The organism is Bacillus sp. RC251, from assembly GCF_044908765.1.
Lineage (GTDB): Bacteria > Bacillota > Bacilli > Bacillales > Bacillaceae_G > Bacillus_A > Bacillus_A wiedmannii.
The window spans coordinates 26,734-45,252 of record NZ_JBIYDP010000012.1 but is presented as its reverse complement, the minus strand read 5'-3'; the positions used below and the strand labels follow the sequence as shown (position 1 = coordinate 45,252).

The 18,519-nt window shown below is 34.9% G+C and carries 19 protein-coding genes; 15 read left to right on the top strand and 4 right to left on the bottom strand.

Going from position 1 to position 18,519, the window contains the following annotated elements; genetic code table 11:
* Positions 1–152 precede the first annotated feature (152 nt).
* Both ABH961_RS24785 and ABH961_RS24780 read right to left on the bottom strand, forming a co-directional pair.
* The gene (locus ABH961_RS24785; RefSeq protein ID WP_048542265.1) at positions 153–629 is read right to left on the bottom strand and encodes a GyrI-like domain-containing protein; all 477 of its coding nucleotides are present in this window, start codon (positions 627–629) and stop codon (positions 153–155) included.
* Positions 630–754: 125 nt separating this feature from the next.
* On the bottom strand, positions 755–1,744 hold the full coding sequence (locus ABH961_RS24780) for an NAD(P)/FAD-dependent oxidoreductase (protein WP_141520003.1): 990 nt from the start codon (positions 1,742–1,744) through the stop codon (positions 755–757).
* Between the two features lie 462 nt (positions 1,745–2,206).
* Between ABH961_RS24780 and ABH961_RS24775 the strand changes: the two genes are divergently transcribed.
* The 5 genes from ABH961_RS24775 (at position 2,207) to pepA (ending at position 6,867) form a co-directional block, all read left to right on the top strand.
* Positions 2,207–3,415, top strand: coding sequence for an NAD(P)/FAD-dependent oxidoreductase (locus tag ABH961_RS24775; protein WP_000856605.1), 1,209 nt, complete (start codon positions 2,207–2,209; stop codon positions 3,413–3,415).
* 123 nt (positions 3,416–3,538) lie between these two features.
* Positions 3,539–4,045 carry an NUDIX hydrolase gene (locus ABH961_RS24770; protein ID WP_048542261.1) on the top strand — a complete coding sequence of 169 codons (507 nt, stop codon included), beginning with the start codon at positions 3,539–3,541 and terminating at the stop codon, positions 4,043–4,045.
* Positions 4,042–4,359: a YuiB family protein gene (locus tag ABH961_RS24765; protein ID WP_098048570.1), complete on the top strand. Its 318-nt coding sequence runs from the start codon at positions 4,042–4,044 to the stop codon at positions 4,357–4,359. The genes ABH961_RS24770 and ABH961_RS24765 overlap by 4 nt, the downstream gene beginning before the upstream one ends.
* 86 nt (positions 4,360–4,445) lie before the next feature.
* The gene (locus ABH961_RS24760; protein ID WP_000920109.1) at positions 4,446–5,072 is read left to right on the top strand and encodes a 3D domain-containing protein; all 627 of its coding nucleotides are present in this window, start codon (positions 4,446–4,448) and stop codon (positions 5,070–5,072) included.
* Between the two features lie 307 nt (positions 5,073–5,379).
* Positions 5,380–6,867, top strand: a complete 1,488-nt coding sequence (gene pepA, locus ABH961_RS24755) for a cytosol aminopeptidase (RefSeq protein ID WP_098642731.1) — start codon at positions 5,380–5,382, stop codon at positions 6,865–6,867.
* Between the two features lie 239 nt (positions 6,868–7,106).
* Here pepA and ABH961_RS24750 read toward each other — a convergent pair whose 3' ends face one another.
* Positions 7,107–7,466 carry a hypothetical protein gene (locus ABH961_RS24750; RefSeq protein ID WP_003295594.1) on the bottom strand — a complete coding sequence of 120 codons (360 nt, stop codon included), beginning with the start codon at positions 7,464–7,466 and terminating at the stop codon, positions 7,107–7,109.
* Between the two features lie 90 nt (positions 7,467–7,556).
* The gene (cdaS, locus tag ABH961_RS24745; protein WP_048542252.1) at positions 7,557–8,165 is read right to left on the bottom strand and encodes a sporulation-specific diadenylate cyclase CdaS; all 609 of its coding nucleotides are present in this window, start codon (positions 8,163–8,165) and stop codon (positions 7,557–7,559) included.
* 190 nt (positions 8,166–8,355) lie between these two features.
* On the opposite strand from cdaS, the gene ABH961_RS24740 reads away from it, so the two are divergent.
* The 10 genes from ABH961_RS24740 to ABH961_RS24695 all read left to right on the top strand — a co-directional run bounded on the left by ABH961_RS24740 (position 8,356) and on the right by ABH961_RS24695 (position 18,501).
* A complete protein-coding gene (locus ABH961_RS24740; RefSeq protein WP_404520203.1) occupies positions 8,356–10,083 on the top strand; it encodes a phospho-sugar mutase in 1,728 nt (575 codons plus the stop codon).
* A 263-nt stretch (positions 10,084–10,346) separates the two neighbouring features.
* Positions 10,347–10,688: a hypothetical protein gene (locus ABH961_RS24735; RefSeq protein WP_000648045.1), complete on the top strand. Its 342-nt coding sequence runs from the start codon at positions 10,347–10,349 to the stop codon at positions 10,686–10,688.
* Entirely contained in the window at positions 10,681–11,019 is a 339-nt protein-coding gene (locus ABH961_RS24730; protein WP_048542249.1) for an EamA family transporter, read from the top strand. The genes ABH961_RS24735 and ABH961_RS24730 overlap by 8 nt, the downstream gene beginning before the upstream one ends.
* Before the next feature lie 67 nt (positions 11,020–11,086).
* A complete protein-coding gene (locus ABH961_RS24725) occupies positions 11,087–13,048 on the top strand; it encodes a DUF2142 domain-containing protein (protein WP_048542247.1) in 1,962 nt (653 codons plus the stop codon).
* A 24-nt stretch (positions 13,049–13,072) separates the two neighbouring features.
* Positions 13,073–13,789, top strand: a complete 717-nt coding sequence (locus tag ABH961_RS24720) for a glycosyltransferase family 2 protein (protein WP_048542245.1) — start codon at positions 13,073–13,075, stop codon at positions 13,787–13,789.
* A complete protein-coding gene (locus tag ABH961_RS24715; RefSeq protein WP_048542243.1) occupies positions 13,786–14,181 on the top strand; it encodes a DUF2304 domain-containing protein in 396 nt (131 codons plus the stop codon). Before ABH961_RS24720 ends, ABH961_RS24715 begins: the two co-directional genes overlap by 4 nt.
* Positions 14,182–14,281: 100 nt before the next feature.
* Positions 14,282–15,526: a glycosyltransferase family 87 protein gene (locus ABH961_RS24710; protein WP_098078273.1), complete on the top strand. Its 1,245-nt coding sequence runs from the start codon at positions 14,282–14,284 to the stop codon at positions 15,524–15,526.
* A gap of 501 nt (positions 15,527–16,027) precedes the next feature.
* Positions 16,028–16,918, top strand: a complete 891-nt coding sequence (gene galU, locus ABH961_RS24705; RefSeq protein WP_048542239.1) for a UTP--glucose-1-phosphate uridylyltransferase GalU — start codon at positions 16,028–16,030, stop codon at positions 16,916–16,918.
* Positions 16,919–17,058: 140 nt separating this feature from the next.
* On the top strand, positions 17,059–18,066 hold the full coding sequence (locus ABH961_RS24700) for a glycosyltransferase family 2 protein (protein ID WP_048542238.1): 1,008 nt from the start codon (positions 17,059–17,061) through the stop codon (positions 18,064–18,066).
* Positions 18,067–18,078: 12 nt separating this feature from the next.
* A complete protein-coding gene (locus tag ABH961_RS24695) occupies positions 18,079–18,501 on the top strand; it encodes a GtrA family protein (RefSeq protein ID WP_001060121.1) in 423 nt (140 codons plus the stop codon).
* The last annotated feature ends 18 nt before the right edge of the window (positions 18,502–18,519 follow it).

Genomic DNA, 18,519 nt, shown 5'->3' with positions numbered 1-18,519 from the left:
ATTTAAACTAAAAAACCTATTAACAATCGTTTTATACAGTTTCTAATATTTCTATACTGCACTTTTTCATTGTAGACAATAATGTTGGGTTTGCACAGTGGTTATTTAACGACAAAAAAGAAGATACCAAATGGTATCTTCTTTTTTGTCGTTCAGGCTAATGCAATATAAATATCCAATTGTCCGTTGGTTGGATCTGTTGCTTTTTCATCATAAAGCTCAAAGTCTGTTGTAAAAGCACGTTTGTTTTCTTTTGACCATTGCCAAATATATTCCCAAGCCTCACAAACGACTTCAGCAACTGGTCCCTTTCTCGTTGTAAATATCGCATATGTAGCAGCAGGTATTGTTAAAGTTGTCATATTTTCAGGTGCGTCTTCTAATGAAGAAACGGGCATACCGATCGTAAATTGATATGTACCAGTTTCATCTGATTCGTAATTTGAGTAGAACGCGAATGTTTCTTTCGTTTGTTGATTTGGGATGTGATGCATCATTTGTTCTTGGAAGTATTGGTTCCAAAGCCCTGGAATTTTTCCTTCAGTAGATGCCTCTATTTCATTTGTCGTCGTAATCGAAACGCCGATTGCTTGGAAAGCTTCTTTTTTTACTATAATAGGTTCTTTCATTTTAAAATATCCCCCTTATCAAATGAAACGTTTGTTCTTATTTATTGTAACATATTTTGGAAGGGTACGGTAGCACAATAACAAAAGAACTCCTTCACGTAAAAGGAGTTCTTTTCATTTCTATATTAAAACATACTTGAGCTGTGCATCGGTTGAAGTTTTGCGTTTGGATCGAAGTAAGCTTTTGCATTGTTTACTGCTGTTGGTGCTTCACCGAAGCCGCAAGCAATGAGTTTTACTTTTCCTTCATATGTACAAATGTCACCAGCAGCATATATGCCAGGAATATTTGTTTCCATTTTCGAGTTCACGAGAATGCTGTTTTTTTGTATATCTAAGCCCCAGTTTTTAATTGGGCCAAGAGAGGAAACGAAGCCGTAGTTTACGATGACATCATCCACATCGATGATAATTTTTTCTTCTGTTTTTATATGCTGAAGAACGACTTGTTCAATGTTGTCATCACCAATGAGTTCTACTGGTATGTACGGTGTGCTTACTTCTGCACGAGAATTCATTAAGCTTTCTACGCTATGTTCATGTGCACGGAACTTATCACGGCGATGAACGATTGTAACTTTTTCAGCGATCGGCTCTAACATCATTGTCCAATCAACAGCTGAGTCGCCGCCGCCAAATACTACGACGCGCTTACCAGCAAATTTATTCATATCATCAACGAAATAATGTAAGTTTTTCTTTTCATACTTTGCTGTACCTTCTAATTCTAAGCGGCGTGGTTGGAAAGCACCATTGCCAGCAGTAATAATAACTGATTTAGAATAGTGAGTTTGCTTATTCGTAACAAGTTTAAATATACCGTCAGCTTGTTTCTCAAGCGTATCAACAGCTTCTTCTAAACAAACGGTTGGATCAAATTTCTTCATTTGCTCTTTTAAGTTATCAACTAGTTCTTGTGCGCGCACTTTCGGGAATCCAGCTACATCATAAATGTATTTTTCAGGGTAGAGTGCGGATAATTGTCCTCCAAGTTGAGGTAAGCTTTCAATGATTTTTACACTTGCTTGTCTCATACCGCCATAAAATGCTGTGAACAGCCCTGTTGGACCACCACCAATAATCGTTATGTCGTAAACTTTTTGATTTTCTGTCACTTTCATTCCCCCTATAGATGGAATTTTGATATTGATTTCATATATTGTTCATATGTACACGAAAATCCTGCAAATGATGACACTTTCAAATAAATGATAGCATATTTGAGTTCATAATACTTCTGAAAACGACTGAATTGTGTGTAAGTTTTCGCATAGATGCTTTTTTAATTGTATAAAATATGGTGAAAGGAAAATACATGAAAAAAAGGCTGAAAAACCCTTGAAAACGCTATGTTATTTTAAAATATTGATAATTCGCCAGACGCTTGAATTCTGGAATAAAACCGACTAATATAGGGAAGTATTATGTTAAATTTCTATGACAAAATTCGTACGATTTTTTGACTGCGTTTTGTTATGATATAGAATGTGATAAATTCCACATTCTTGACAAATATAGTTTTTAGTACTTGGTATTATTTTTCATTACTATTATATAAAGAAAAGGGTTGTGATTTGGTGAAGACTCCAAAAATCGTAGTTTTAGGTGCAGGTTATGGCGGGATGATTACGACTGTTCGTCTGCAAAAAGCATTATCTGTAAATGAAGCTGAAATTACGTTAGTAAACAACAACAGCTATCACTACCAAGCGACTTGGTTACATGAGAGCGCAGCTGGTACATTACAAGATGAAAAAATCTGTCTAGATATTCAAGACGTTATTGATACAAATAAAGTGAACTTTGTACAAGACACAGTAGTAGAAATTAAAGCTGCTGAAAAACGCATCATCTTAAAAGACGGCGAGCTAGAGTATGACTACTTAGTGATCGGTCTTGGTTTCGAATCAGAAACATTCGGAATTACAGGATTAAAAGAGCATGCATTCTCAATTGCTAACATTAATGCAACTCGTGAAATTCGTGAGCATATGGAAGCTAGTTTCGCTAAATATGCAACTGAAAAGCGCGATGAGTTAGTAACAATCGTTGTTGGTGGTGCTGGATTTACTGGTATCGAGTACGTAGGTGAGCTTGCAAACCGTGTTCCTGAACTTTGCAAAGAGTACAATGTACCACGTGAAAAAGCACGTATTATCTGTGTAGAAGCTGCTCCAACAGCACTTCCAGGTTTCGATCCGGCATTAGTAGAATACGCTGTAAAACAACTTGAGAAAAAAGGTGTAGAATTCCGCATCGGTACAGCAATTAAAGAAGCAACTGAAGAAGGTATTATCGTTGCAAACGGCGATGATACTGAATTAATTAAGTCTGAAACAGTAGTTTGGGCTGCGGGTGTTCGTGGTAACGGTATTGTAGAAGAGTCTGGCTTTGAAGCAATGCGCGGACGTGTAAAAGTTGATGAGTACATGCACGCTCCAGGATACGAAGATGTATTTATGGTTGGTGACGCAGCGTTAATCATTAACGAAGAAATTAATCGTCCATACCCACCAACGGCACAAATCGCAATTCAAGAAGGTTACAACATTGCACACAACTTAACTGTGTTAGTTCGTGGTAAAGGCGAAATGAAAAAATTCGCATTCGACAATAAAGGATCTGTATGTTCTTTAGGTCATGACGATGCAATGGGCGTTGTTATGGGCAAAAAGTTAACAGGTTGGAAAGCTTCCTTCATGAAGAAAGTTATCGATAACCGTTACCTATTCTTATTAGGTGGACCTTTATTAGTTCTTAAAAAAGGTAAATTAAAGTTCTTTTAATATATAATAGAAAAAGCAGAAACGGCTAAGAGCTGTTTCTGCTTTTTTCATTTTAAAAATATAGTATAATATATAAAAAAGAAAGAATATTCTGTCCGTTCTAGTAGAGGAGGGTATTACATCATGGAGAAGCGAGGGAAAGTATGGCTAGCTGTTGGTGGCTTAGTAGCTACAAAAGATGGCAGGTGGCTGTTCGTTAAGAAAAAATATAGTGGATTAAAGGGGAAATGGTCATTGCCGGCTGGTTTTGTAAATGAAGGTGAGACGGTTGATGAAGCTGTGAAACGTGAAGTGTTAGAAGAGACAGGTATCGTCGCTCATGTGAAGGGGATCATTGGTGTTCGATCGGGCGTGATTCGCAATGAGATTAGTGATAATATGATTATTTTCCTTTTGGAGCCTGAAGGAGAAAACATTATTGTACAGGAGAAGGAATTGTCTGAAGTAGCATTTTTATATCCAGATACGATTGCGGACGATCCAAATACGTCGCTACTTATCAAATATTTGTTTGAAGGAAGATCAGAACTACATCTTGAGATGAACAAAACATTAGATCCAGGAGAGCAATTTGGTTATACAGCCTATCATGTATTTACGGCGCATGCGAAGGAGAGGGAGAAAGAGTGAGTATACCAGTACTACTTATTTCAATGATGTTATTTTTCATTTTGTTTTTTGGAATTGGATTTTTACTCAACATGATATTGCGAGCGACATGGGTAATGGTTATTGTGTATCCAATTGTTTGTATACTTATTGTTAATAAGGCGAGTGTGTGGGATTATTTTTCAAAGCCGAAAGAAACATTCTCTTCATTTGGGACAAGTGTATCGCATTTAGGGCAGGCAGATGTGTTTATTCTATCTACTGGATTAGTAGGTGCTGCTTTAGCCGGAATTGTCATTAAGAAACTTCGGAAAAGCGGATATCAAATGTTTTAATCTCCAATTCATTTGGGGATTATTTTTTTGCATATTCCTTCATCGTATAGGGAATGATTAACGATGAAGGAGTGTGGAATATAAAAATGTTAAAACGATATTGTATTCGCATTATGATGACTTGTTTACTTGTATCCGCATTATGCGTAACATGGAATGCTTTCACAGGAGTTTCTTTATTAGAGATTGTAAAGAAATATGAGGGAACGAGTGCAAAAGAAGTACATGCAGCAGAAGTTAAGAGAAATGTTGCTCCGAGTAAAGAAGTGATAAATGCTTTAGAGCAGGCAAACGACTGGTCTAAATATCGTTCAATTGAAATGACTGCAACAGGTTATACGTCGGGAATTGAGTCAACTGGTAAGAGACCGGGACATCCGGAGTATGGTATTACATATTCAGGAGTTAAGGTGAAAAGGGATTTATATTCCACAATCGCTGCGGACTTACGCGTATTCCCAATTGGAACGATTCTATTCGTACCAGGTTATGGGTACGGTGTAGTAGCTGATAAGGGCGGTGCAATAAAAGGAAACCGTCTTGATCTGTATTATGATACGGTGAAAGATGTTTATAGCCAATGGGGTAAGAAAAAAGTGAATGTGTATGTAGTGAAAGTTGGAAATGGTAAGTTTTCAGAAGAAGAGTTAACGATGTTAAATCAAGACGAAACGATGCAAGTGTTTCGTGGGCAATATTTAAAACAAAGATAGTCTAGTGGTAATTACGCTAGACTTTTTTATTTGATAATAGAAGAAATGGAAGAAAGATGGATTACCCCGCTATTTGTGGGCAGTAAAACCCCACCTCAAAATTCAGCGAAAGCAAAGAAATTAGGCGGGGGGCGGGCTACCCGTAAAAGTCCGATTGGTGAAGGCTAATAATCAGTGGGGGATGAAGAAAAACACCACTGATTAAAGGTTCACTTTATATAGGATGCAACAGAAGTTAGAATTGTCGCATTTTATCGAAAATAAAGTTATAATAAAGGTAGAGTAGAGAAATTTAGGGGGTCTGAACATGTTTCAAGTACAAAAAGAATTAGCAAGCCACGAAGCGGTTATTGTTGCCTTATTTGAAGAAGAGAAAACGAGTAGTTTTGTACAAGAACTGGACAAAGCATTTGAAGGACACTTACAAGTTTTATTAGAAGAGAAAGAACTTTCTACTAAGAAGAAAGCTATTTCGAAAGTACATAGTTTAGGGAAAACAAATGTGAAACGTTATTATTTCGTTGGTTTAGGAAAGAAAGAATCTTATACGACAGAAACGTTACGTGCGGCTCTTGGTAAGGCGTTTAAAACGTTACAAGCAGCAAAAGTACAAGATGCAGCAATCTTACTTGATTCTTTCGTAACAGAGAAATTAGATGTGATTGATGTAGCTCATATAGCGGCAGAAGTACAAGGTCTTGGTACATATGAATTACAAACGTATAAATCAGATAAAAAGGATCGTGTAGAGTTAGAGAAGTTCACGGCTATTACAGCGGAAGATGCACAGGAAATTGAAGCTGCATTAACAGTTGGCTACGTGCATGGACGCGCAACAAATTCGGCTCGTACACTTGTAAATATGCCACCAAACGTATTAACAGCGACGAAGCTTGCTGAGTATGCTGTTGAGTTAGCGGAAAAGTATGATATGGATTATAAAGTTCTTGAGAAAGAAGAGATGGAAGATCTTGGTATGGGTGCGTTACTTGCAGTAAACCAAGGTAGTACAGAGCCGCCAAAAATGATTGCTCTTATTTATAAAGGAAAAGAAGAGTGGACAGATGTCATTGGATTTGTTGGAAAAGGAATTACATACGATACAGGTGGTTATTCTTTAAAACCACGTGAAGGCATGGTCGGTATGAAAGGTGATATGGGCGGTGCTGCTGCTGTATTAGGTGCGATGGAAATTATCGGTGAACTTCGCCCAGAGCAAAATGTGATCGCTGTTATTCCATCAACTGATAACGTTGTAAGTGGTACAGCATTTAAGCCAGACGATGTAATTACATCTATGAGCGGAAAAACAATTGAAGTATTAAATACAGATGCAGAAGGTCGCCTTGCGTTAGCGGACGGTATTACGTATGCGAAAAAACTAGGTGCAAACTACCTTATTGATGTTGCGACATTAACAGGCGGTGTAATTGTTGCACTTGGAAATCATACGACAGGCGCAATGACAAACAATGAAGAGTTGTTTGAGCAAGTGCTAGAAGCTTCTATGGAAACGGATGAATCAATTTGGCAATTACCGATTTTTGATCGTGATAAAGAACGCGTTCGAAACAGTAAGTTTGCTGATTTAAATAACTCACCAGGCCGTGAAGGACATGCGGTTATGGCAGGTACATTCCTAGGTGAATTTGCTGAAGGTACACCTTGGGTACACTTAGACATCGCTGGAACATCTGAAACGTCAGGAGCGCATGATTTAGGGCCGGCCGGGGCAACAGGTGCAATGGTACGTACACTTGCAACGTTTGTTGAAAGGTTTAGTGATGGAGAATAAGCAAAAAGATAAAGGTGAATGGTTGTTACAACTTATAAGCAATCATAAATGAAATAATAGCAAAGAAGATAATTGCATTGTTATTACTATGAGAAGTAAGTTTTTGATAACTGAATATTTTTATGAAGATTTTCCATATAAATTATTATTTTGTTTTAAACATTTATCCTGTAGTTTGATCCGAAGAAAATGACCTCCAAATGAATCGTAGATTCGTTCGAAGGTCATTTTTTAATAGTTTATTGATTATATCCGACAATTTTATTTGTATCGATATCGACGTACACTTCAACGTTTTTGGGATAGGACGTATCAGATGGGAAATGCACGAGGTAGACACTTCTCCCTTCATATTCTTCATTAAATTGACGGCTATTATGTTTATGCAATATTGTTTTGATCATTGTTGCATTTTCCCAATCACCGATAATATATTGCTTTTCTTGATTGGATAGTTGATTCCAAACTGCCTTTTTTATGCCTTTTTCTGTTTCTTGATTTTGATAGGAAATGTCTTTCGAATTATTCGTATCGATGCAACCTGTAAAAGTGAAGCATACGAAGAGTATTGTAATAAATTGCTGTAATATGTTCTTCATGGCTAGCATATCGCCTCCCTGTTCCCAAACACTTCAATTAGCAGAAAGAAAATTCCTGCTATGCGAGGAAATATAAGTGTATTATATGTTTCATAATGAAAATGTATATAAGGTTCCATCTAAGGCAAATGACGTTATACCAGTTTCCTCAGATACAACAAAAATAAGTGCATCACTGACTTCAGAGAGTCCAATTGCTGCGCGGTGACGTGTTCCTAACTTTCGATTGGATGTCAAAGTTTGTTGCGATAAGGGTAGTATATTTGCTGCTGATATAATATGGTTATTATTTACAAGAACAGCACCGTCATGAAGTGAGTTTCCAGGGTAAAAAATAGATTCTAGTAACGGAACTGTTAAATGAGCCTGAATTTCTATACCAGATTGGATATATGCTTCTAATGATTTTTCTCTTTCTATAATAATAAGAGCTCCATGGCGTTTTTGAGATAATTGCCTGATTGCAGTTAATAGTTGGATATAGCAATCTGTATATGGTGATAAATATGTTTTGAGATAGTAAGAAGCGGTTGTTGATTGAATTTGTAATAGTAACTTATGTATATCTTCGACTTTACATAAAAGGCATTTATCATTGTTCTCTAATGTGCTTTGCATATCTTGAAGTGCAAGGGAAATATCTTTGATAATCTCTTGGATATGTTGTTGTATTTCTGGTTTAAGCGCCCATTCTTGCATTGTACCTCACCTTATTCGAGAATATATTTATTTATGTATAGCTTTTCAATTTATACAAAAAGTATTCATAATGGGTGCTGTTTTATACATTTAATGTAAAAGTTTTTGTGAGTATTAAATATAGTATTGAGGAAAATATCATTTTCACCATATAATTAAATTGTGTTTGATTGAGAGGAGAGAATTTAAAATGGAATGGAAAAAAGAATATGAACGCTGGAATACATTTGTTAGTTTGGATATAGAGTTAAAACAAGAGTTAGAGGAAATGAAACAAGATGTAAAGAAAATTGAAGACAGTTTCTACAAAAATTTAGAATTTGGTACAGGCGGTATGCGTGGTGAACTTGGTGCTGGAACAAACCGTTTGAACGTATATACAGTACGTAAGGCGACAGAAGGTTTAGCTCAATTTATTGAGAAACAAGGAGAGGAAGCAAAAGCACGTGGTGTTGTTGTTGCATATGATTCTCGTCATAAATCTCCAGAGTTTGCAATGGAAGTAGCTGCAACACTTGGTGCACATGGTATTAAAACATACGTGTTTGAAAGCTTACGCCCAACGCCAGTGCTTTCTTTCGCAGTTCGTCATTTACATACAGTAAGTGGAATCGTTCTTACGGCAAGTCATAATCCGCCTGAATATAACGGATATAAAGTATACGGTGAAGATGGTGGACAATTGCCTCCAAAAGAAGCTGATGAGTTAATTAGCTACGTAAATGCAGTAGAAGATGAGTTAACAGTTGAAGTAGCTGACGTAGAGCAATTAAAAGCTGGCGGTTTATTACATATTATTGGACAAGAAGTAGATGATGCATATGCAGCAGAATTGAACAATGTCATTATTAATAAAGAAATGGTGCAAAAAGTTGGTAAGGACTTAAAGATCGTCTTTACACCATTACACGGAACATCAAATGTTTCTGTGCGCCGTGGTTTAAAAGAAGTTGGATTTACAGATGTAACGGTTGTAAAAGAGCAAGAGTTACCAGATCCGAACTTCTCTACAGTAAAATCACCGAATCCAGAAGAGCACGCGGCGTTTGAGTATGCAATTCGTGATGGTGAAAAAATTGGTGCAGATGTATTAATCGCAACAGATCCTGACGCAGACCGTCTAGGAGTAGCAGTTCGCAATCACGATGGTGAGTTCCAAGTGTTAACTGGTAACCAAACAGGTGCATTAATGCTTGATTACTTACTATCTCAAAAGAAAGAAAACGGAACTCTTCCAGAAAACGGTGTTGTTTTAAAAACAATCGTAACGTCTGAAATTGGTCGTACAATTGCGAAAGCATACGGTTTAGATACAGTTGATACGTTAACTGGATTTAAATTTATTGGAGAAAAAATTAAGCAATATGAAGAAAGTGGACAGTATAGTTTCCAATTTGGTTATGAGGAAAGTTATGGTTATTTAATTAAGCCATTCTGTCGTGATAAAGATGCTGTTCAATCTGTTTTATTCGCATGTGAGGTTGCAGCATATTATAAGGCGCAAGGAAAGACATTGTATGATGGATTGCTTGAAGTGTTTGAAAAACATGGTTATTTCCGTGAGGGGCTTGTGTCATTGACCTTAAAAGGAAAAGATGGCGCAGAACAAATTCAAAACTTGATGACAACATTCCGTGGAAATTGTCCTGTAGAAGTAGCTGGTTTAAAAGTTACAATTGCTGAAGATTATAAAGCAAGCTTGAGAACAAAAATTATAGGGGATGGAACAGAGGAAATACATTTACCAAAATCAAATGTGTTAAAGTATTACCTTGAGGATGGTTCTTGGTTCTGTTTACGTCCGTCTGGGACAGAACCTAAAATCAAATTTTATTTTGGGGTGCAGGGAAGTACGCTACAACATAGTGAAGAAAAACTTGAAAGTATAAAGAATGATATTATGAACCGAGTTCAATAATATATTAAAAAAGCATGAGCGTTAGATGCTCATGCTTTTTTTTTTTTGGAAACTTGGAGTGAATTTTCTTGTTCGAATTTTTATCAGTAGTTGGTTTTATTGTCACAAATTGGGCACAATCGGTAAATGCATTTAATTAAGTTCAGAATGAAATTTTGGATTAATTATGTTAAAATTTGTTTCGTGTGTATATAAACTAAAAATGGCAATTTGTAAAAAAGTAATGATATAACTATCAATTTTAAAAAAAGAGAGTTGAGTGTATGAAAGCATCAATGAAGCATTATATATTTTTACATGTTGCCTTTTTTTTATACTCTATCATAATGGTGTATATGAAATGGGCGGCAAACTTTTCAGTTGGATCAATTTCTTTTTTTATTGCCTACATGATTCTTGTAATTCTTTTATTTGGATACGCAATTATTTGGCAGCAAGTTATTAAACCATTTGAAATATCTAAAGCGTATTCCCATCGAGGAGTCATTATTTTATGGGGACTATTATGGTCAGTGGTGTTCTTCGGTGATACAATAAAATGGAATAATTTGGTTGGTGCAGTCATTATTATTATAGGGATTGTCGTGGTGGTAAAAGATGAATAAATTTGTGTTGCTTTACATTTTTGGAGTTGTTTTAGCAAACTATTCGCAAATTTTATTAAAGAAGGCAACATTATCGAATTATGATACAAAGTGGAAAGAATATGTAAATCGCTACGTAATTGTAGGATATTCTTTATTTGTAATTAACGCTGGATTAAATGTAATTGCCTTGAAAGGTGTTCCATTAAAACAAGCGCCTGTTATTGAATCGCTTAGTTATATTTTTATTTTAATATTCAGTTGGTATTTTCTTGGTGAAAAAATAACTAAAAGGAAGATATTTGGAAATCTGATTATTATTATAGGTATTATTGTGTTTTGCATTCAGTAAAAGTCATTTTTTGTGCATCTACTGTGTGCCGATATTTAGAAAATAATATAATCGAGGTGTTTGTAGCATGATAGGAAGAAAAAAGATATTTTTATCTTTTTTTGTAGTTTTTTGTGCAGTTTTATATGTGTTTTTGACGGGGCCTATACACACTGTAAATAAGAGTCTTGTTTATAGCAAATATAAGATGATTGATTTAGCGCAAGGTGAAGAAGTGCGTCAAGAGATTCATTTTGCAGGTGAAAACCCAAAGCATTTGCTGTTACCTCTTACAAGTGAAAGTTATCATAAAAACGCTGTGTTAGAGTATGAGCTCTCGGCTAAAGGGAAAATCGTGAGTAAAGAAAGAGTCGATTTAAAAACATGGGGCGGAGAAAAATATATTAAGGATCCTCATTTTAAGAGCAGTATTATAATTCCTATTGAAAAAGACATAAATAAAGATGCTGTCTTGAAAGTAAAAATAGTAGAAGCTGAAAATGGCGAAAAAGTTACTATTCGTACAGGGGCATCATTGTCTCCAGATGAAAAACTGACTGTTAATGGTAAAGAAGAAAGTGGACAAGCGATAGCTGCAAAGGTAGCATATGATCAACTTGATTGGTTTAAGGTTGGAAAAGCAGTTGTTACTGCATTAGCTACTTTATTAGCTTTATTCCTTATTGGTAATAACACAGTTAAAAATTTTGTCGTTGTTACCGGAATAATGGGGGTTATGTTCAGTTTCAATAATCCACTCTTTGAGGCAACTGATGAAAACTTCCATTTTGCAAAAGCGTATGATATTAGCTTAGGGAATCTTCTCTCTACAAAACAGGGAGATAAAGTGGGCGTTAACTTACCAGAGAATATTGATGATATGCCACGCCCGAATCAATTTGAAACAACTTATGGGTTATTGGCAAATGGCGAAAGATACGATAGGGCTAAGAGTGATATTTGGGATACCTATACATTTGCAGATAAAACGAATTTTGTAGAGCAACCCACAACAGCTGTTTATACACCAATTCCTTATATTCCACAAGCTCTTGGCTTAATTATTGCTAATATATTGGGGCTAAAAGCTTTTAGTGCGCTAATGTTAGGAAGGATTTTTAATTTAGCTGTGTATATTGCTTTGAGTGCTCTTGCGATAAAAATTATTCCAAGGTTGAAAAATACGTTAGCATTTTTAGCGGCATTTCCATTGTTTGTATCATTGGGTGCGTCGTTTTCAGCAGATGCAATACTGATGGGGTTAAATTACCTGTTTATTGCTGTAATGTTGCAGAAGCTTATGCGTTCTGAAAAGAATACGTTAGGAATTAAAGATTTTATTATTCCAATTGTTTTATTAATCCTAATAGTATTATGTAAATTTACGTATTGGCCGTTATCATTCTTGATTTTTGCGTTTATTGGAAGGGATTTATTCCGTACAAAAATGCAAGGTGTTATGTCATTTTTATTACTGGCAGGAATACCAGGTTTAATAATGAGTTCTTGGAACCTATTCGTAATGAAATTTGTGGGAACTATTAATCCAAATGAAAAAATTAATCCTGTTGGTCAATTGAAGTTTATACTAGAGCATCCAGTTGAAGTAATAAAAGCTTTTTTTGGAACATTTGAAAGTGGAATGAGCATGTGGATGAACATGCTAAATCAAGTTGGATGGGTAACTCATTTAATGAGTGGTATTGTGCTTATTAGTATGGTAGGACTTGTAATGACAGTCATTTTTGATTATAGCGAAGATGGATTTAAATTACGTAAGTTCGATTATGCAGTCTTTATACTCACAATTGTAAGTGTAGTTGGGCTAGTTATGTTAAGCTTATATTTAACATGGTCTGAAGTTGGTACAGATTTCATTAGTGGTTTACAAGGAAGATATTTCTTACCTGTCATTCCAATTGTATTGTTCATCTTTAATGAAAGAATGAATGTGAAACAACACTCAGAGTTAACAGCGCAACGCTCAGCCAGATTAGCATGTTGTATGCTATTGTATGCAAATGTGTTTATGCTAGGATATTTTTATTAAAATTAGTGGAGTGAGGGATTCCAATTGTTAAAAAAGAAGCTGATTATTATTCCTGCTTACAATGAATCAACGAACTTAATACACGTTGTAGAGGATATAGAGAAGAATGCTCCAGATTTTGATTATGTTATTATCAATGATTGCTCAAAAGATGATACAGAGCAAATATGTAAAGATAATAATTTTAATTATGTAAGTTTACCGATCAATTTAGGAATTGGTGGAGGCATGCAGACTGGTTATAAGTATGCTCAGCGCCATGGATATGATGTTGCGGTACAATTTGATGGTGATGGACAACATGATGCGGCCTATTTAGGAGCCCTTCTTAAAGAAATGGAAGATACGAGAGCAGATATGGTTATTGGCTCACGTTTTATTAATAAAGAAGGATTCCAGTCTTCATTTACTAGAAGAGTTGGGATTCGTTTCTTTGAAAAATTAATCAAAATTGTATCTGGAAAAAGAATAACGGATGCGACTTCTGGATTTAGAATGGTAAATCGTAAAATTATTAATGAATTTTGTGAGTACTATCCAAAAGACTATCCAGAGCCGGAAAGTATTGTTGCTGTAATTAGAAACAATTATGAAGTAAAAGAAGTTCCAGTACTTATGCGAGAAAGAATGGGTGGGACATCTTCAATAGTAAATTACAAAGCCATTTACTATATGATTAAAGTAACACTTGCGATTACAATTGATCGATTAAAACCTAAAAGAAAGGAGAATGCTTCGTGACAATTCGCCTTCAAATATTAATTATTTTAGGAGTTATAGTAGGATTAATTATTTTTACAAACCTAGTCCGTAAAGAAAAATTGGAATTGAAATATGTATTAACATGGTATGGAGTGTTAATCGGTATTTTAATGATTGGGATTTTCCCAAAATCAATTGATGTGGTTTCACATTTATTGGGAGTTGCTACACCGATAAATGCGCTATTCTTTTTGGGATTTCTTTTTGTAACATGTGTTTTATTTTTCTTAACTGTTGTAGTTTCGAGATCTTCCATTCGAATTAAAGAATTGACGCAAGTTATAGCTATTTATCAGCATGAAAATGAAAAAATGCAGCAAGAATTATTAACTCATAAAGAAAAAGAAGAAAAACAGAAAGTAACTGTATAATTAAATAGGTTGTATAAGCGAAGCAGAAATATACTGGATTTCTGCTTTTCTTATGTCACCTCCTTTATGGGTCTCATAATAATGTTTTGGAGGAGAATAAATGGTAAATATAAAAATAAGCGAGAAAATGTTTAAGGTTATCTCCTTAATATGTTTGCTAGGGGCAATTGGGTACTCGCTAGGATATCAAGTCCTATGGCCACTTTATAAAGAGCCTGCAATGTTAGGGTGGATGTTTGATGATTATCATTTCTTTTACTATGCATTTCATACAATTTGGAATGATAATGCTATAAGCATGATGTATAATTTGGACCATCAAATGGAGACATTTCGTCAACTATATGGTGAAACAAAAGGTGCACTAGGATACTATATGTATCCACCACAGTTTGCTGTATTTCTTTCGTGGTTCGCAGCATTTCCTTATGAAAAAGCGCGCCTTTTATGGACCATGTTCAATAGTATATTATTCATATTGGGTGTATGTTTAGTAATACAAGCTGCGTATAAAGGAAGAGCAAAAGGGGTAAAGTATCTCTTGTTTTCTGCGGCTATTATTATTTATCCAGTATTTGCTGATTTTTATTGGGGACAATCCAATCGTTTAATCTTCTTTTTATTATGTTTAACATATTATTTTTATCAATCTAAACATAAGTGGTTGGCAGGGATTCCGATTGTTTTTGCTACTAGCTTTAAATTACTACCGGGTATTTTTCTTGTATACTTCCTATATAAGAAAGAGTGGAAGGTGTTTTTAAGTGCTGTGGTTACAACGATTGTTACATCAGGGATTACCATTGCTATAGTTGGATGGAATGTAGCTTGGGAATATGTAACAAAAGATTTGTTTGTTGTAAATGAAATTAATGAAATGCATGGTGGAGCACCTTGGGATAGCTCATTTAAAGGAGTATTAAAGACATATTTCCCACACGATTCAATGAGTATAACTCACCTTGTGTATGTCATAATACTATTAGCAATTACATTTCTAGTTATTAGAAAATGTAAAAAAGATAGCTCGTTGGAGTTTGTCCTCGTTACAGCGCTTATGCTGTTATTCTCACCTGTTGTTGAAGTACATTATCCTGTATTAATGATCATTGTAATCGTATATGTACTTTCACATATATTTAACAATTCATTAATAGAAGAATTCGTAGATGGTAATGTAATGTATAGCATTAGTCTAGATGCAAAAAGTGTATGGCATGTAGTTGTTACAGCGGTTTCAATCAATATTTTGATGGATTCACCAGAAGGAATGAGTTACTTCATAGCCATGTTATTCCTGTTTTATGTATTATTAGATCGTTACTATATTCAAAATAAAAAATAGATTTTAGTAAAAGTTTACGTATAATTTGAAATTGTTATGGTGAAAAAATTAAATTATATAATTTTAAAGATGTATATTTACGTGGCCTTTCACATGTTTATTAACATGCATCTATTTAGCTTTTTTGCAAAAGGAAATAAGTGCATATTTGTCAGATTTGCTACGCTTTTTAGGACCGATTGTACGAAGGATACAGTAAATAAAAGGGCTCATGAGTAGAGAATAAGGAGAAGCACATGAGAGATTAATAAGTAACCTTGACGAATAAAGAGACAATCATGTAGAATTTGTACGAAGTGTCTTTTGCAGTTAGTGAAGAAGTTAACATGTAAAAAACTTTAGTTTAATAAGAAAATTGATAGATATATAGTATAAAAGTTATACTCATTTGGATAAGAATGTATCCCATAAATATGGTTTGATAAGGGAAAAATAATAAAAATAACTACTGCTTGGACAAATGCGAATATATACCAAAGATGAGAGAAAGAGGTTATAGGCATGAAAAAAGTAAGAAAAGCTATTATTCCTGCAGCTGGTCTTGGGACACGTTTTTTACCAGCTACAAAGGCACAGCCTAAAGAAATGTTACCAATTGTTGATAAACCAACAATCCAATATATCGTTGAAGAAGCTGTAGCGGCTGGTATTGAAGATATCATTATCGTTACAGGAAAAGGAAAACGTGCGATTGAAGATCATTTCGACAATGCATTTGAATTAGAACAAAACTTATTAGAGAAGAAAAAATATGAGTTACTTGAAAAAGTACAAGCATCTTCGAAAATGGTAGATATTCACTATATTCGTCAAAAAGAACCACAAGGTTTAGGACATGCAGTATGGTGTGCTCGTAAGTTCATCGGCGATGAGCCATTTGCTGTTCTTCTTGGTGATGACATTGTACAAGCTGAAAAACCTTGTTTAAAACAGCTTATCGATGAGTATGAGCATACACTTTCATCTGTGATCGGTGTGCAAACTGTTCCAGAAAATGAGACGCATCGCTATGGTATTATTGACCCATTAGAAAAAGAGGGTCGCCGTTATCAAGTGAAGCAATTTGTTGAAAAACCGGCTCCAGGTGAGGCACCTTCAAACTTAGCAATTATGGGACGCTATGTGTTAACACCAGAAATATTCCGCTTCTTAGAAGAGCAGGATATTGGTGCTGGCGGTGAAATTCAATTAACAGATGCAATCCAAAAGCTAAACGAAATTCAACGTGTGTTCGCATACGATTTTGAAGGAAAGCGTTATGATGTTGGAGAGAAGCTAGGCTTTATTCAAACAACAATCGAAATGGCGTTACAACATGAAGAGTTAAAAGATGATTTATTAGCGATTATGGAAGAAATTGTGAACGGACAAAAAAATACTGTGAAAAATTAACTTATTTATAAATATGTGAGGTTAGACATAGTGAATTGGAGAAAGAGGTATTCTAAGATAAACATCCAGTTTACTATGTCTAATCTGTGCTTATAAGATGTTCTTTATGAGCAGGCTTGAAAAAGAAAGGAGCACCTTTTTTGAAGACTATTACTATATTGGTACCGGCGTATAATGAAGAAGAGGTATTAGATCAATTATATAGTCGTTTAACAGGGGTATTTCAAGGCATTCCAAATTATAACTTTGAAATTTTGTTTGTTAACGACGGAAGTAAAGACCGCACGTTAGATATTATTAAGGAATTTAGAATGAATGATAAGCGTATTTCGTATGTAGACTTATCACGAAATTTTGGAAAAGAAACAGCAATGATTGCGGGTCTTGATCATGCAATTGGAGATGCAGTAATTATCATTGATGCTGATTTACAAGATCCACCAGAATTAATCCCTGAAATGATCAAGTACTGGGAGCAAGGGTATGATGATATTTATGCAAAACGTCGTTCTCGTTCAGGTGAATCATGGGCGAAGAAATGGACAGCTGGTAAATTTTATAGCTTGCTAAAGAAAACAACAAGAATTCCGATCCAAGAAAATACAGGTGATTTTCGTTTACTAGACCGTCGTTGTGTTGAGGCATTAAAGAAAATTCGTGAAACGCAGCGTTATACAAAAGGGATGTTTAGCTGGATTGGTTATAATAAGAAAGAAATTTTATTCGATCGTGATCCTCGTGCTGCAGGTGAAACAAAGTGGAACTATTTCAAACTAATGGATCTTGCTATTGAAGGAATTACATCCTTTACAACAGCGCCATTGCGCCTTGCATCGTTCATGGGATTTACTGTTTCATTCTTAGCTTTTATCTATATGATTTGGATTATTATTAAGACGCTAATGTATGGTGAATCAGTAAGTGGATATCCATCTATGATGACAGCTATTCTATTCATCGGTGGTGTACAGTTAATTTCTATCGGTATTATTGGGGAATATTTAGGACGTATCTTCAATGAAACAAAACAACGTCCGCTATATTTTGTAGATGAATATAATGATGATAAAGTAACGAATATCGATGGCGATCAAAAAACGGCGAAATTATACAGCGTAGAAGATCGTAAAGTAAAATCAAATCACTAGGGGATTAGAAGTGTGAATAATAAAGCGAAAGAAATCTTTAACTATTTACTTTTCGGTGGTTTAACGACGTTAATCAACATTGTGACGTATTTTATTTGTGCAACGTTAATTGGAATGGATTACAAAATAGCAACAACAATTGCTTGGATTGTATCGGTACTGTTTGCGTATATTACAAATAAGAAGTATGTATTTAACAGTCAACAAACAAGTTTTGCTCATGTAGTAAAAGAGTTTGTCTACTTTATGGGATTCCGTATTGTATCGTATTTCATTGATATCGCATCCATGATTGTTTTAATTGAATGGCTAGGTATGAATGATTTAGTAGCGAAAATTATTGCAAACGTTATTGTTGTGGTTGTAAATTATTTTGCGAGTAAATATATTATTTTTAAAAAGAAGACCGATATAGAAAACGGTCAAAATATATAAAAAACAATGGCTTGGCTC